18 protein-coding genes are annotated in these 14,472 nt (G+C 67.9%); 11 read left to right on the top strand and 7 right to left on the bottom strand.

The features are described 5' to 3' along the window. The first annotated feature begins 210 nt into the window (after positions 1-210). The 3 genes from MLE64_RS14055 to mce are packed head-to-tail and all read left to right on the top strand — an operon-like array spanning position 211 to position 2,154. Positions 211-453, top strand: a complete 243-nt coding sequence (locus MLE64_RS14055; protein ID WP_243318591.1) for a DUF2492 family protein — start codon at positions 211-213, stop codon at positions 451-453. Positions 454-508: 55 nt separating this feature from the next. Further along, on the top strand, positions 509-1,705 hold the full coding sequence (locus tag MLE64_RS14050) for a PDC sensor domain-containing protein (RefSeq protein ID WP_243318589.1): 1,197 nt from the start codon (positions 509-511) through the stop codon (positions 1,703-1,705). Between the two features lie 44 nt (positions 1,706-1,749). After that, positions 1,750-2,154, top strand: coding sequence for a methylmalonyl-CoA epimerase (mce, locus tag MLE64_RS14045; RefSeq protein WP_243318586.1), 405 nt, complete (start codon positions 1,750-1,752; stop codon positions 2,152-2,154). A gap of 7 nt (positions 2,155-2,161) precedes the next feature. On the opposite strand, the gene MLE64_RS14040 is transcribed toward mce, so the two are convergent. Beyond that, a complete protein-coding gene (locus MLE64_RS14040) occupies positions 2,162-2,668 on the bottom strand; it encodes a VOC family protein (protein ID WP_243318584.1) in 507 nt (168 codons plus the stop codon). A 54-nt stretch (positions 2,669-2,722) separates the two neighbouring features. Here MLE64_RS14040 and MLE64_RS14035 point away from each other — a divergent pair, with 54 nt between their 5' ends. Continuing rightward, positions 2,723-3,199, top strand: a complete 477-nt coding sequence (locus tag MLE64_RS14035; protein ID WP_243318582.1) for a MarR family winged helix-turn-helix transcriptional regulator — start codon at positions 2,723-2,725, stop codon at positions 3,197-3,199. On the opposite strand, the gene MLE64_RS14030 is transcribed toward MLE64_RS14035, so the two are convergent. Then, a complete protein-coding gene (locus tag MLE64_RS14030; protein ID WP_243318580.1) occupies positions 3,196-4,110 on the bottom strand; it encodes a prepilin peptidase in 915 nt (304 codons plus the stop codon). The genes MLE64_RS14035 and MLE64_RS14030 overlap by 4 nt on opposite strands. Positions 4,111-4,178: 68 nt before the next feature. On the opposite strand from MLE64_RS14030, the gene MLE64_RS14025 reads away from it, so the two are divergent. Both MLE64_RS14025 and MLE64_RS14020 read left to right on the top strand, forming a co-directional pair. Then, positions 4,179-4,817, top strand: coding sequence for a peptidylprolyl isomerase (locus MLE64_RS14025; protein WP_341482290.1), 639 nt, complete (start codon positions 4,179-4,181; stop codon positions 4,815-4,817). Positions 4,818-4,823: 6 nt separating this feature from the next. Continuing rightward, positions 4,824-5,558 carry a lysophospholipid acyltransferase family protein gene (locus MLE64_RS14020; protein ID WP_243318578.1) on the top strand — a complete coding sequence of 245 codons (735 nt, stop codon included), beginning with the start codon at positions 4,824-4,826 and terminating at the stop codon, positions 5,556-5,558. Positions 5,559-5,584: 26 nt separating this feature from the next. Here the strand turns inward: MLE64_RS14020 and MLE64_RS14015 are convergent, their stop codons facing one another. Genes MLE64_RS14015 through MLE64_RS14005 form a run of 3 tightly spaced genes read right to left on the bottom strand, consistent with a single transcriptional unit; the run spans position 5,585 to position 8,020 of the window. After that, the gene (locus MLE64_RS14015; protein WP_243318576.1) at positions 5,585-5,986 is read right to left on the bottom strand and encodes a phage holin family protein; all 402 of its coding nucleotides are present in this window, start codon (positions 5,984-5,986) and stop codon (positions 5,585-5,587) included. Further along, complete coding sequence (locus MLE64_RS14010; protein WP_243294444.1) at positions 5,983-6,882, bottom strand: serine O-acetyltransferase; 900 nt, start codon at positions 6,880-6,882, stop codon at positions 5,983-5,985. Before MLE64_RS14010 ends, MLE64_RS14015 begins: the two co-directional genes overlap by 4 nt. A gap of 58 nt (positions 6,883-6,940) precedes the next feature. Beyond that, positions 6,941-8,020 (bottom strand): bifunctional methionine sulfoxide reductase B/A protein, encoded by a 1,080-nt coding sequence (locus tag MLE64_RS14005; protein ID WP_243318574.1) that lies wholly within the window; start codon positions 8,018-8,020, stop codon positions 6,941-6,943. Between the two features lie 93 nt (positions 8,021-8,113). On the opposite strand from MLE64_RS14005, the gene MLE64_RS14000 reads away from it, so the two are divergent. The 5 genes from MLE64_RS14000 to MLE64_RS13980 all read left to right on the top strand — a co-directional run bounded on the left by MLE64_RS14000 (position 8,114) and on the right by MLE64_RS13980 (position 12,227). Then, positions 8,114-8,779, top strand: coding sequence for a hydroxyacylglutathione hydrolase family protein (locus MLE64_RS14000; protein ID WP_243318572.1), 666 nt, complete (start codon positions 8,114-8,116; stop codon positions 8,777-8,779). A gap of 23 nt (positions 8,780-8,802) precedes the next feature. Beyond that, entirely contained in the window at positions 8,803-9,516 is a 714-nt protein-coding gene (locus MLE64_RS13995; protein WP_243318571.1) for a nitroreductase, read from the top strand. A 125-nt stretch (positions 9,517-9,641) separates the two neighbouring features. Continuing rightward, positions 9,642-10,262, top strand: a complete 621-nt coding sequence (locus MLE64_RS13990) for a TetR/AcrR family transcriptional regulator (protein ID WP_243318568.1) — start codon at positions 9,642-9,644, stop codon at positions 10,260-10,262. Between the two features lie 86 nt (positions 10,263-10,348). Further along, entirely contained in the window at positions 10,349-11,203 is an 855-nt protein-coding gene (locus MLE64_RS13985; RefSeq protein WP_243318567.1) for an oxidoreductase, read from the top strand. A gap of 22 nt (positions 11,204-11,225) precedes the next feature. Further along, a complete protein-coding gene (locus tag MLE64_RS13980) occupies positions 11,226-12,227 on the top strand; it encodes an NADP-dependent oxidoreductase (protein WP_243318565.1) in 1,002 nt (333 codons plus the stop codon). Between the two features lie 25 nt (positions 12,228-12,252). Here the strand turns inward: MLE64_RS13980 and MLE64_RS13975 are convergent, their stop codons facing one another. After that, positions 12,253-12,486: a MoaD/ThiS family protein gene (locus MLE64_RS13975; RefSeq protein ID WP_243318563.1), complete on the bottom strand. Its 234-nt coding sequence runs from the start codon at positions 12,484-12,486 to the stop codon at positions 12,253-12,255. A gap of 1 nt (position 12,487) precedes the next feature. Then, a complete protein-coding gene (locus MLE64_RS13970) occupies positions 12,488-14,218 on the bottom strand; it encodes an aldehyde ferredoxin oxidoreductase family protein (RefSeq protein ID WP_243318561.1) in 1,731 nt (576 codons plus the stop codon). Between the last annotated feature and the right edge of the window lie 254 nt (positions 14,219-14,472).

The raw sequence follows: 14,472 nt of genomic DNA, 5'->3' as shown, positions 1-14,472 counted from the left end.
CGGCGCCCGGCGCGATGCTGCGTCAAGCTCCTCGACGATGGGTCCACCATCGCCTTCGTCGCTTTCCTTGCCTCGCTTGGGCGGCGCCCCTTGCGCGGCCACGCCCCACTTTGAAAACAGGCCCTAGGAACCTGAGGGGGCGTGACCCCCGTCACCGCCGGGGCCGATAGACTGGGTTCAGGAGTCACGACTCCTGAACCGGAGCCCGCCATGTCCGAACCCCTTTACGGCCACGACCTGCTTGCCCTGCTGGTGGAGCGGGGCGGGAGCTGCCACCTGGAAGAGCTGCGCGCCGCCTCCGTCGCCGCCCACGGCGCCTCGGCGGTCTACTGCAACTGCCACGGCGACCAGTTCGACTTCGATGGCGTCATCGCCTTCCTGGGCGGCAAGGGCAAGGTGCAGGTCTCGAATGGGACGATCACCCTGGGCATGGCCCCGGCCTGCCAGCATTAAGAGTGCCGGAAGGATGCCGCTAGGATCTCTGCAGGACGTCTTCCCAGCGGATTCCATGGCACCCTCCCGATCCAGCTCTGCCCAGATCTTCGCGCCCAAGCGCTTCCTGCTCCTGCTGGGGGCGGGTGTCCTGGTCCTCAACCTCTTCGTCATCCTCATGGCCTGGGTCTCCCTGCACAAGGGCCTGAGGACCCACCTGGACCAGGCCGCGGCCACGGCCCAGAACCTGGCCCGGGTGCTGGACGACTCCGTGGGGGGGACCTTCGGCAAGGCCGACCTCGCCCTGCAGGCGGTGCAGGAGGAGGCCGAGCGCGCGCTCGCGGACCCCGCCCGGGCCGGTGCGGCCCTGGATGCCTTCATCGGCCGCCAGCAGGCGCGGGTGCCGGAAGTGAAGGCCCTGCGGGTGACCAACGCCCAGGGTGTGGTCGTGCGCGGCCTCGGCGCCGGGATGGCCACCCCCGTCAACCTGTCGGACCGGGCCCACTTCCTCCGCCTCCGGAATGATCCCCACGCCGGGCTGGTGATCTCCAAGCCCCTGGTGGGGCGGCTCACGGGCACCTGGGTGATCGTCCTGGCCCGGCGCATCGAGCGCCCGGACCACAGCTTCGCCGGCATGGCCCAGGCCGTCATCGAGCTGGACCAGTTCAGCCGGACCTTCTCGGCCCTGGATGTGGGGCCCCGCGGCTCCGTGGCCCTCCGGGACCTGGATCTGGAACTGATCGCCCGCCATCCGGAGCCCGTCAGCGCCGGCACCGCCATCGGCCAGAGGATCGTCTCCCCGGAGTTCGAGGCCTTTGCGCGGTCCGGCCACCGTGCCGGCACCTACCGGGCCCTCACGCCCTTCGATCACGTCCGGCGCACCTTCGCCATCCGCCGGGTCGAGGGGCAGCCCTTCTACGTGGTGGTGGGGCTGGCCGATCAGGATGTCCTGGCGGAGTGGCGGCAGGACCTAGCCCAGGAGGTCCTGGAGGTGGTCCTCTTCACCTGCCTGACCCTGGCGGCCTCGTGGCTGCTGCATCGCGTCTGGGTCCGCCAGCAGGCCGCCCATGCGCGGCTGGAGGCCCTCCTCGCCGAAGTGAAGACCCTGGGCGGCATGCTCCCCATCTGCAGCCACTGCAAGAAGATCCGGGATGACAAGGGCTACTGGAACCAGCTCGAGGCCTACCTGAACGAGCACACCGATGCCGAGTTCACGCATGGCATCTGCCCCGACTGCGCCCGGGAGGTCTTCCCCAGGCGGTCGGCGACCTAGCCTTCCCGGCCGGGATCGTCGGAGAATGAGGCCACGGGGGCTCCATGAAACTGCTGCGCATCAACCACCTGGGCATCGCGACGCTGGGCCTGGACGAGGCCGTGGACCGCATGGCGCGGCTCTTCGACATGGCCCCCGACCACGCCGAGGCGGTGCCCGAGCAGAAGGTCCAGACCGCCTTCTTCCCCGTGGGCGAGAGCACCCTGGAGTTCCTGGAGAGCACCGATCCTGAGGGCCCCATCGGGAAGTTCCTGGCCAAGCGCGGTCCCGGCATCCACCATGTCTGCTTCGAGGTGGACGACATCGACGCCGCCGTGGCCGGACTCCTCGCCAAGGGCGTGCGGATGATCGACGAGGCGCCCCGGAACGGGGCGCACGGCTGCCGCGTGGCCTTCATCCACCCCTCGGAAACGGGCGGGGTGCTGATGGAGCTCAGCCAAGGCCGCTGAGGCGCCTTCAGCCCCGGGCGCCGGCCAGGTGGGCGAGCAGGTCGCGCTGGGCGGGGCCGTTCGCGATCCTCTGGTACGGATCGACCATGTCCTCCGTGAGGAGTTCGAGCATGACGCGGTTCTCCACCCAGAACTCGTAGAGCTCGAAGAGCCGGACCTGCGGGTTGGGCCCGCGCCAGAAGTGCAGCGTCCGCCAGCCCTCGCGCGCGCCGATCCGCTCGATGTCCGCCCGTCCGGCCTTGACCGAGATCAGGGCGTGGAAAGCGACGGCCGCGGGCGCCTCGCGCAGCGCGGCGGCGCCCATGCCCGCGTTCTCGCCGGGCACGAGGATGGTGCTCTCGGGGTAGACCTCGACCCCGGTGCCGTGGGCGTCCTCCGCGTAGGCGACCCAGGCGCCGGGGATGGGGCCGACGAAGGGGCCTGCGTAGCCGCCCGTGTGGCCGCCGAGCAGCTCCGCGAGCACCTTGGCCACGTGCTGCGGGTCGCGGGCGGGGATCGAGATGTGATGGATCATCCTGGCTCCAATGGTCAGTTGACCTGACTAGATATGGTCAGCTAACCTGACTTCATGTCAAGGCCCCGATCCTCCAGCCGCCGCACGGACCCACCTGACCGCCCGCTCCTCGGGGCGCTGCTCCGGCTGGCCAACCAGGTCATGGGGCAGGAACTGGTCCGATGGCTGGCCGCCGCAGGCCACACGGACATCCAGCCCGCACACTGCGCCGCCATCCAGGCCTTGTGGACCCGGCCTGAAGGGGCCCGTCTGACGGAGCTGGCCCAGATGGCGCGCGTCACGAAGCAGTCGATGGGGGCCCTCGTCGACCACCTGTGCCGGGTCGGCCATGCCGAGCGCGTGGAGGATCCCGACGACCGCCGGGCCTCGCGGGTGCGCCTCACGGCGCGGGGGCGTGCCTTCACGAAGGAGATCCGCGCCTTCGTCCGCGGCGTCGAGGCCGACTGGGCCCGGCGGGTGGGCGCCCGCCGCATCCGCGACCTGCAGGAGACGCTGGCGGCGATCGTCCTCGAGCCCGCGGAGAGGTCCTAGCCCACCACGCCCAGGTAGCCCAGCCACAGCGCTCGCCCGAAGAACACGACGATGGGGGTGGCCAGGGCGAGGAAGCAGCCGAAGGGGAGCATCGTCTGGCCGCCGGAGCGCCGCGTGAGCATGAGGGGCAGGCCCACGGCGGCGCCCAGGCCCGCGCCCAGGAAGAGGATTCCCAGCATGGGGCCCCAGCCCCAGAAGGCGCCCAGCCAGGCCAGCATCTTGAAGTCGCCCATGCCCAGGCCGTCGGTCTTGCGGATCCACTTATAGATCTGGTTCAGCAGGGCGGGGGCGCCGTAGCCGATGGCCAGGCCCAGGAGGCTGGCCTGCCAGGTGACCGTGGGCTCGAAACCCCTATAGGCTGGACCGGGCTGGAGGCCGTTGTGGAAGGCCAGGGCCTGGATGAGCGTGTCGCCGCGGCCCCAGGCCTTCAGGAGCGCCTCCGGCCAGGCCAGCTGCGGCAGGGCGAAGAGCACGCCCAGGGCCATGAGGGGGAACTGCAGGACGTCCGGCAGGATCATCTCCGTGAGGTCCGTGAAGAACAGCACCAGCAGCGCATAGGCGCAGATCACCGCCTTGACCCAGATGAGCGTCCCGAAGGGGAAGAGCCAGTGGGCCCCGCCGAGGACCAGGCCGCCCAGCAGCTCCACCAGCGGGTAGCGGGCGGGGATGCGCCAGCCGCAGGCCGCGCACTTCCCCCGGAGCCACAGCCAGCCGAAGAGGGGCACGTTGTGCCAGGGCTTGATCTTCGCCTTGCAGGAGGGGCAGTGGCTGGCCTTCGTCACCACGTTGCGGTCCTCGGGCGCCTCCTGGGGCAGCCGGTGGATCAGCACGTTGCAGAAGGAGCCGATCATCAGGCCGAAGGGGGCCAGGAAGAGGCTGAGGATCCAGGGCGGCAGGTCCAGGAAGGGCATGCCTCCACGATAACGGGGACTTATCCGCCGTTCGCGGCAGAATGGAAGGGAATGCCCCAGGAGTTCCCGTGCCCCGCCTGCTGCCCTGCCTCTTCCTCGCCGCCACCTTGTCCGCCCAGGCGCCGGTCACGGCGCCTCCGGCCCAGACCCCCGCGCCTGCCCCGGTGGCCACGCCTGCCCCGGTGGCCAAGCCCCGCGTGCAGTTCATGACCAGCTACGGACCCATCGTGGTGGAGCTGGAGCCGGCCCTGGCTCCGAAGACCGTGGAGAACTTCCTCCAGTACGTGAAGGACGGGTTCTACAAGGGCACCATCTTCCACCGCGTCATCGAGGGCTTCATGATCCAGGGCGGCGGCCTGCTGGAGAACATGGATGAGAAGCCCACCCGTCCAGCCATCCTCAACGAGGCGCCCGAGACCTTCCGGGGCGGCCTGAAGAACACCCGCGGCACCATCGCCATGGCCCGCACCGGCTCCCCCCACAGCGCCACGGCCCAGTTCTTCATCAACACCGTGGACAACAAGGCCCTCGATCACCGGGACATGAGCGAAGACGGATACGGCTACTGCGTCTTCGGTCGGGTGGTGTCGGGCATGGACGCGGTGGACAAGATCGAGAAGGTGCGGACGGAATGGCGCAAGGGCCAGAGCGGTGTGCCCCAGTACGCGGTGCGCATCAAGGACGCCGTGCTCCTGCCGCCGCAGTAGGCGCCGGTGGGAAGGCCCTTCGTCCGCCCGCTCCTGGTCTGGATCTTCGGCGCCCTGATGCTGGCGCTGGCCGTCTGCCTGTGCTTCCTTCTGGCGCCCTTCCTCGGCGGCCCCCGCGCCTTCTGGATCGTGGCTCCGTGGTACATCCGCGGGACCGCGGAGGCCTTCGGCATCCGGCGTGAGCTGGAGGGCTGGGAGGCACTGCCGGAGGATCTCCGCACGGGCCGACGGCCCGCCGTCTTCATCGGGAACCACACCTCCCTCTTCGACCCGCCCCTGGTGATCTCCACGCTGCCCTGCCATCCCGTCTTCGTGGCCAAGCGGGAACTGGCGGGGATCCCCTTCCTGGGCTGGGTGATCTGGCTGGCGGACTTCATCTTCATCGACCGCCGCGACCGCGCCGCCGCCATGGCGAGCCTGGCCGAGGCCGCGGCCCGCATCCGAGCGGGCCAGGCCATCGTGGCCTTCCCCGAGGGCACCCGCAGCCGCGACGGGAATCTCCTGCCCTTCAAGAAGGGCGCCTTCGCCCTGGCCTTCGAGGCCGGCGTGCCCGTGGTGCCCTTCGCCATCCACGGCGGCCCCGAGATTCTGCCCAAGGGCGCCTGGCGCGTGAAGGGCGGTTCCTACCGCATCACCGTGGGAGTTCCCCTGGAATCCAGCGCCTACGCGGATCCCGACAGGCTGCGCGAGGCCGCAGAATCGGCGGTGCGGGGGCTTCTGGGAAAAACTGAAAACCTCTGACCGCAGAGAACGCGGTGAATGCCTTTTCAGTTCACGATCTTGATGCGCGGCGCTGGTCCCTGGGGGCGCTGGCGGTCCTTGGGGATGAAGAGGGCGCCGAGGACGGAGGCCACCACGCTGGTCACCAGGGCGCCGAAGAAGCCGGCCCAGAAGCCGCTGACGGTGAACTGGAGGCCCAGCCGCGTGGACAGCGTGCCCGCCAGCCAGAATACGAGGCCGTTGATGACCAGGCTGAAGCAGCCGAGGGAGCAGGCCATGGGCACGAAGGCGATGACCTTCAGCAGGCTGCCCACGGTGGCGTTCAGGGCGGCCAGGATGACGGCCACGATGAGCAGATCCAGGAAGGCGCCGTGGCCCAGGCCGGGCACGACGGCGCTGGCCACCAGGAGCCCGATGGCGGAGAACAGGAAGCGCAGGAGGGTGGTCATGCGGGCATGCCGTCCTTTTCGTTGGCTTGGGTGATCACGCTGCCGGGCGGCACGCTGCGGGTGAGCCACACGTTGCCGCCGATGGCGGAGCCCTTCCCGATGGTGATGCGACCGAGCACCGTGGCGTTGGAGTAGACGATGACATCATCCTCCACCACGGGGTGGCGGGGGACGCCCTTCACGGGATGGCCTTCGGCGTCCAGGGGGAAGCTCTTGGCGCCCAGAGTGACGCCCTGGTAGATGCGAACGTTGTGGCCGATGACGCAGGTCTCGCCGATGACGACGCCCGTGCCGTGGTCGATGAAGAACCGCTCGCCGATCTGGGCGCCCGGATGGATGTCGATGCCCGTGAGGCTGTGGGCGTGCTCGGTGATCATGCGGGGCAGCAGGGGCACGCCCAGCTTCAGCAGCTCGTGGGCCAGGCGCTGGTTGGTGATGGCCAGCAGGCCCGGGTAGCTGAAGAGCACTTCGTCGGGACTGGTGGCGGCGGGATCGCCCTCGAAGCCGGCCTGGATGTCCGTGGCCAGGAGGCGGCGGACCTCCGGCAGCCGCGCCAGGAAGGCCCGGGCCAGGCCAAGGGCGCGCTCCTCGCAGTCGCCGCAGGCGGGGTCCGAGGCCATCATGCCGCGCTGGATCTGGTCGGCCAGGCCGTGGAGCACCCGGTCCATGCGGGCGCCCAAGTGGTAGCGCAGGGTCTCCGCGTTCAGCTCGGAGGCGCCGAAGTAGCCGGGGAAGAGCAGGGCCCGCATCTCCTCCACCAGCGCGGCCAGCGCGGTGCGGGAGGGGAACTCGCGACAGCCCAGGGGCATCTCCGTGAGGGCGGAGGAGGCCTCCGCCAGGGCCTCGACCACCGCATGGAGGTCGGGCCGGTTCTCCGGGTGTCGCATGCCGGACATGGGCGCTCCAGGATCCATCCGGGCCAGGCCGGTCCGGATGGACAAGGATGCCATGCGATCAGTCCCTCACGTAGTGACAGGTGTAGCCGCCCGGGTGCTTGACTAGGTAGTCCTGATGGTAGTCCTCGGCCTTCCACCAGGGGCCGGCCGCCGTGATCTCGGTGACGATGGGGCGCTTCCACTTGCCGCTGGCGTCCACCTCGGCCTTCACGCGCTCGGCGGTCTGTCGCTGGGCCTCGCTGTGGTAGAAGATGGCGCTGCGGTACGAGGTGCCTACGTCGTTGCCCTGGCGGTTGAGCGTGGTGGGGTCGTGCATGCGGAAGAAGAAGCGCAGCAGGGCCTCGTAGCTTGTCTTCGTGGGGTCGAAGCGGATCTGCACCGCCTCGGCGTGGCCCTCATGGTGCTCGTAGGTGGCGTTGGGGACGTTCCCACCGGTGTAGCCCACCTCGATGGCGATGACGCCCGGCTGCTTCCGCAGCAGGTCCTCCATGCCCCAGAAGCAACCCCCGGCCAGGGTGGCGATCTCCTCCGCCGGGTTCGGCTTCGGGGCGGGCGCGGCTTTGGCGGTCCGGCCGAAGAGGGGCAGGAGGCGGCCCAGGCCCTCCTGCTCCAGGTCGTCCACGGGCACGAAGCGCAGGGAGGCGGAGTTGATGCAGTAGCGCAGGCCGCCCTGGTCGCGCGGGCCGTCATCGAACACGTGGCCCAGGTGCGAATCGGCGCCCTTGGATCGCACCTCCGTGCGGATCATGCCGTGGGAGGTGTCGCGGTTCTCCACCACCTCGTCGGCGGCCAGGGGTTTCGTGAAGCTGGGCCAGCCGCACTCGGAGTCGAACTTGTCCTTGGAGGAGAAGAGCGGCTTGCCGCTCACCACGTCCACGTAGATCCCCTCCCGGTGGTCGTTCCAGAAGGCGTTCTGGAAGGGCGGCTCGGTGCCGGCCTCCTGGGTGACGTGGTACTGCATGGGCGTGAGCTTCTTCCTGAGCACGTCCTGGCTGGGTTTCTCGGGTGCGTTCACCTTCACCTCACGATCGGTCGGGGCCGGGGCCGGAACATGACCGGGGCGGGGAAGGGCCAGGGCCGCGCCCGCGGCCAGCACCACCGCCGCGGCCAAGGTCAACCAAGTCTTCCCGCTCCACATGGACGGCTCCTCCGGATGCAGGGTTGGATGCCGGGGGAAGCCCGGGCGTTCCGCCCGGGAGGGGCGTGGGGGACAATGGGGCCGGAGGCGCCCATGCGGTTCATCTTCGAGCAGGTCAAGGTGGGCGGGGACCGCAACTTCGGCTACCTGCTGGGCGACCGGGAGGCCGGGGAGGGCGTCCTGGTGGATCCCTCCTACGACCCCGGCGCCCTGGTGGCCCGGGCGAAGGCCCAGGGGCTGCGGATCACGGCCATCCTGAACACCCACGGCCACGCCGACCACAGCAACGGCAACGGCGGCGCCCAGGCCCTCACCGGCGCCCCCGTCCTGGGCGGGCCTGGCCATCCCGGCCCCCTGGACCGCGTGCTGAAGGATGGTGAGCGCATCCCCTTCGGGGCTTGGCGGCTGGGCGTGTGGCACGTGCCCGGCCACTGCCCGGACCACCTGGCCTTCCTGACCGGGGGTCTGCCGGGCGACCTGGTCGCGGGGCTCACGGGCGACCTCCTCTTCGTGGGGAAGGTGGGTGGCACGCCGAACGACCGGGACGCCCGCACCGAGTGGGACAGCCTCCAGCGCCTGCTGCGGGAGTGGCCCGCCCACACGACGATCTGGCCCGGCCACGACTACGGCGCCCGCCCCAGCACCACCCTGGCCTGGGAGCGCGAGGCCAACCCCTTCCTGCGCTGCCCGGACGTGGCGGCCTTCATCGGCCTCAAAGCGGAGTGGCCCGCCTTCAAGTCTGCCCACGGCTTGAAGTGACCTCTCCTGAAAGGACCGACCCCGTGGACCTGTTCACCCCGCCCACCGAGGCAGAGACCGCCGCGGTCGATGCCGCCATCACCAGCCGCCGCTCCATGCGCGCCTTCCTGCCAACGCCCGTGCCGCGAGCCGTGGTGGAGGACATCCTGCGTGTGGCATCGCGGGCCCCGTCGGGCACCAACATCCAGCCCTGGCAGGTCCACGTGCTGACGGGCGCCGCCAAGGCGCGCCTCTGCGACCGCATCCTCGCGATCTACGAGGATCCCGCCGAGCTGGCCCGGCACGAAAGGGAGTACGAGTACTACCCGAGGGAATGGACCTCCCCCTACCTGGAGCGTCGCCGCAAAGTGGGCTGGGACCTCTACGGCCTCCTGGGCATCGAGAAGACGGACAAGGCTGGGATGCACGCGCAGCACGGTCGCAACTTCCGCTTCTTCGACGCGCCGGTGGGCCTGATCTTCAGCATCGACCGGATCATGCAGGTGGGCAGCTGGCTGGACTACGGCATGTTCCTGGAAGCCATCATGGTGGCGGCCCGGGCCCGGGGCCTGCACACCTGCCCCCAGGCCGCCTTCACGCAGTTCCACCGCGTCATCGCCGAGGAGCTGGCCTTCCGGCCCGACCAGATGCTGGTTTGCGGCATGGCGCTGGGCTACGCCAACCCGGCGGCCGTGGAGAACCGCCTGGAGACCGAGCGCGCGCCCGTCGCCGAATTCGCGCGGTTCGTTGAAGACTAGGGTCTGTTTTCAAAGTGGGAGCCACGTAGCGATACACACGGGTAGTGTTGAGTCGCGTCCCTCAAGGCAGACCGTCAAACAATCAATTTGGCATGCAGGTGGGCATGCTCTGTTGAGATTAATGTATGATGTCCATCATGCGAATCAAATCCACCCATCCAAGCGCCAAGCGCGCCACCCAGAGCCGCAAGGAAGTGACGCACGACCGCATCGTCGAGGTGGCCGCACGCGCGATCCGACGCAGCGGTTATGCCGGCACCGGGGTAGCGGATATCATGAAGGAAGCCGGGCTCACGCATGGCGGCTTCTACGCGCACTTCGCCTCGCGCGAAACGCTCCTGGCCGAAGCGGCCGACCGCGCTGGTTCTGAGGCAGTCAACTGGTCGGCCAACATCGCTGCTGCTGCGGCGCCAGGGCAGTCCTTGCAGGCACTCATGCACGCCTATCTGTCACAGCAGCACCTGGAAGGTGTTGAGAATGGCTGCCCGGTAGCCGCGCTTGGCTCCGAGATGCATCGCCAGGCACCGGAGGTGCGGCAGGCGGCGACGCGTCACATCAAGGAGATGATCGATGTGGTGGCCCGCCAGCTGCCCGACTGGGGAACGCCCAATGCGCATGAGCAGGCCATGTTCATGGTCAGTTCGTTGGTCGGCACGATGGTGGTGGCGCGCGCCGTCGATGATCCCAGGCTATCCAAGGCGTTGCGCGAAGCGGCGCTCAAGCATTTTTCAGAGATCGGTAAATAAAGGCCCACCAGGCAGTTCGTGGTTTGGATTTATTTTGGTTGAAAATATGATGATCATCATATTTAATGTCCATGAGGAGGAGCCCCATGAACAGCAAGATCGCGATCGTGACCGGAGCGTCATCGGGTATCGGCGAAGCCACTGCCGAGCAACTCGCCAAGGTGGGTTACAAGGTGTACGGCACCAGCCGCCGCGGCGTCCAAGGGCAAAGCGCCAAGGGCGCGGTTGAGATGCTGGCGCTGGACGTGACCAACGACGAATCCGTGGCGACTGCCGTCAACGAAGTGCTGCGGCTTGAAGGGCATATCGATCTGCTGGTCAACAACGCCGGTTTTGGCGTCGCGCCCGCCGCAGCCGAGGAGAGCTCGATCCGGCAGGCGCAAGCGATCTTCGATACCAACTTCTTCGGTACCGTCCGAATGATCCGCGCCGTCGTGCCGCACATGCGACAGCGGGGGAGCGGACGCATCATCAACATCAGCTCGGTATTGGGTTTTGTGCCGATGCCGTACATGGCCCTGTATTCGGCCACCAAGCATGCACTGGAGGGTTATTCAGAGTCATTGGACCAAGAGCTGCGTACCCAGGGCATTCGTGTTTCGCTTGTCGAACCGGCCTACATCAAGTCACCGTTCGACGCCAACCAGGTGCAGCCCGATGAGGCGCTCGACGAGTATCGCGACCTGCGTGCGGGACTGGATCGGCGCGTGAAGGAAGCGCTGGAAAGTGCGGATGGCCCGGGCGTGGTGGCCGAAACAGTGGTTCGGGTGGCGCTGGCGGCGACGCCGAAGGTGCGCTACACCTCCGGTGCGTTGGCCGGCCGGTTGCGCTTCTTGCGCCGCTTCGCGCCCGCCGCGCTGGTCGAAGCTGGTGTCCGCAAGGACTTGAGACTTGATTCCCAGCCAGCTGTGCGCGGCCGCGCCATGGCCTCGGCGCGGTGATGTCCGAGAACAGGAGCCATACATGAAGGCATTCTTCATCAATCGTTACGGCAAATCTGACGTGCTCAGGTTGGGCGAGCTGCCCGAGCCGAGGCTACGCGACGATGATGTCCTCGTGCAGATTCATGCTGCGGGCGTCAATCCAGTGGACAATAAAATCCGGGCTGGCGAATTCAAGCTGCTGTTGCCATACAAAATGCCGCTGATCCTGGGCACTGATCTGGCCGGCGTGGTGGTGCGTGTCGGCCCACGTGTGCGCCGCTTCAAGGTAGGCGATGAGGTCTACGCGCGACCAGACGACGATCGTATCGGCGCCTTTGCCGAATTCATCGCGATCAAAGAAGATTCGCTGGCTCTCAAGCCGGCCAACCTGTCAATGGAGGAGGCCGCGTCCATCCCGTTGGTGACACTGACCGCATGGCAAACGCTGGTGGAAAAAGGTGGGCTGAAGAAGGGCCAGAAGGTGTTGATCCACGCTGGTTCGGGCGGCGTCGGCACGATCGCGATTCAGTTGGCCAAGCACTTCGGCGCCACGGTCGCCACCACCGCCAGCGAGGCCAATGCCGACATGCTGAAGGGCCTGGGCGCCGACATCGTCATCGATTACAAGAAGGAAGATTTCTCGACCAAGCTGAAAGGCTACGACCTGGTGCTTGACACGCAGGGCGGGGACACGCTGAAAAGATCGCTGAGCGTGCTCAAGCCAGGCGGAAAGCTGATTGGCATCGCTGGTCCGCCGGACCCCGATTTCGCCAAGCTGCGTGGCATGAACGGCTTTCTCAGCCTGTTGATGCGGCTGCTCAGTTACGGCATCCGGAAAGCGGCCAGGCGCAGCAGCGCCAGCTACTCCTTCCACTTTATGACTGCCAGCGGCCAACAACTGGGCGAGATCACCCGGTTGATCGAAGCCGGTCACATCCGGCCGGTGGTCGATCGGGTCTTCCCGTTCGAGGAAACCAGACAAGCGCTGGATTATGTCGAAACCGGTCGCACCAAAGGGAAGGTCGTGATCAAAGTGCACTAGCCTCCAGGACTAGCCTCCTGGGCCTTCATCCTCCGCCCACCAGGGGGAAGAGGGCCAGGGTGTCGCGCTCGCTCAGCGGATGGTCCAGGGGCGCGTGCTGGCCGTTCACCATGACGATGCCCATCTCACCGAGCCGGAAGCCCAGCCCGAGGATGACGTCGCGGCAGGCCACGCCGGGCGGGAACTGGTGGTCGGCCTCCTTGAACCGACCGTTCCGGAAGTGGGCGAAGAGCTTGATGGTGACGGTGATCGACGCCATCTCAGAAGTCCCAGAAGGCGTCGATCTCCTCGTTCGTGAAGTCCCACACGGCCTGGTGGGGCGTCACGGGGTCCGAGCAGAAGAACTCCGGCAGGCGGTCATCCGCGCTGGTCAGGCCCGCAGCCAGGTTGAAGGCGCGCTCGAGCTTCAGGACGTTCTTGCCGAGGCCCGTCACGTCGTCCCCGGTGAGCTTGGCGCCGAAGCGGGCGTTGATCATGTCGATCAACGCCGGCAGGCACTCGGGGATGTCCAGGGCCGGGAAGGCGATGAAGATGCACATGCCCGTGGAATCCACGGCGGCGGTGGCGATCTGGAGGTTCCGGGAGAGCTCGACCTGGCCTTCCTTCTTCAGCGGGTCCACCTGCCCGCCCACGTTGAGGATGTTGGTGGCGATGGTGTAGCCCGCGGTGTGGTCCGCGCCCATGGGGCTGGTGCAGTAGGTGATGCCGATGCCCTTGACCGAGCGGGGATCGTAGGCAGGGATGGCCTGGTTCTTCACCACGGGCACCCGGGTGACGCCGTAGGTGCGGCCCACGGCCCCCGCGCCCGAGCCGATCACGCGGCCCAGCGCGGTGCCCTTGCCGACCTCCTCGCGCAGGATGCGGACCACTTCCTTGCCGTCGCCCCAGGGGAGGATGCCCGCCTCCATGGCCACGCCGAAGGCCACGGCGGTCTCGATGGAGTCGAGGCCGAGGTCGTCCATGACGTTGTCGGCCAGGGCGATGTCGTCCAGCTCGGAGATGAGGCAATTGGCGCCCAGGCCCCAGATGGTCTCGTACTCGAAGCCGGAGGTGAGGTACTGGCCGTCCTTGTCGTGGTAGACCTGGGAGCACTGGATGACGCAGCCCGCGTGGCAGCCGTGCCGGGGCTTGCCCCCGCGGGCCACGATGGTGTCGTGCATGGTCTCGCCGCAGATCTGCTCGTGCCCGTCGAACTGGCCATGGGTGAAGTTGCGGGTGGGCAGGCCGCCGGCCTCGTGGAGGATGTTGACCAGCACGTTCGTGCCGTAGGTGGGGAGCCCCTGGCCGCTCACGGGGTGGTCCATGAGGGCCTTCGTGAAGATGCGGGAGGCGCGCTTGAAGGCCTCGGGATCCGCCATCTGGATGCCGGGCGCGCCCTCGTCGTCGATGGCGATGAACTTGATGCGCTTGGAGCCCATGACGGCGCCGAGGCCACCGCGGCCGTGGCTGCGGATCTTGCCCGAGGGATCCTTTACCGAGATGTTCGCCGAGGTGAGCTTCATCTCGCCCGCGGGGCCGATGGCGATCACGCCGGTCTTCTTGCCCAGCAGCGCCTGGAGGGCGTCGATGACGGCGAAGTTCCCCAGGCCCAGGAGCCCGCGCTCCTCTTCGATGGTGACGCCGTCCCTGCCGACCTTGAGGGCGTACCACCCCTCGCCCCGGGGCATGCCCTCCACGATCAGGGCCTTGATGCCCAGGCGGGCGAACATCTGGGCCGCCGTGCCGCCGACGTTGCTCTCCTTGATGCCCCCCGTCAGCGGGCTCTTGGCGCCGGCGGAGAGGCGGCCCGAGTTGGAGGCCGCCGTGCCCGACAGCAGGCCGGGCGCGAAGACCAGCTTGTTGTTGGGCCCGAGGGCGTGACAGGTGGGCGGAACCTCCTTCACCACGATGGTCGAGGTGAGGGCCCGGCCGCCGAGACCGGCCCACTCGGCGGGCACCTCCTCGACCACGGTGGTCAGGTCGGTCATGTTCACGCGCAGGATCTTGTCCATGGTGGATTCCCCTCAAGGTCTCGGGTGGATGCCCGACCAAGGCAGGAGGTGTACCGGAAGCCCGGGGGACGGAGGCCATTCTTGATCTTGATATCCGAGAAGCCCGGCCGGTCCGGTCGCAGGTGGTAAAATGCGAGGATAAAATTCTCTCGATCCGCCGACGATCCTTCATTTGAAATGTTACTTATTGATCATTTATGCATCGAATCGTACCGTAATGGAACGGTTTGGCGCGATCTGCGGCTGGACTGGCC

Source organism: Geothrix paludis (assembly GCF_022808815.1).
Lineage (GTDB): Bacteria > Acidobacteriota > Holophagae > Holophagales > Holophagaceae > Geothrix > Geothrix paludis.
The sequence above is the reverse complement of the archived record's forward strand: the minus strand, read 5'-3'. Positions and strand labels throughout refer to the sequence as shown.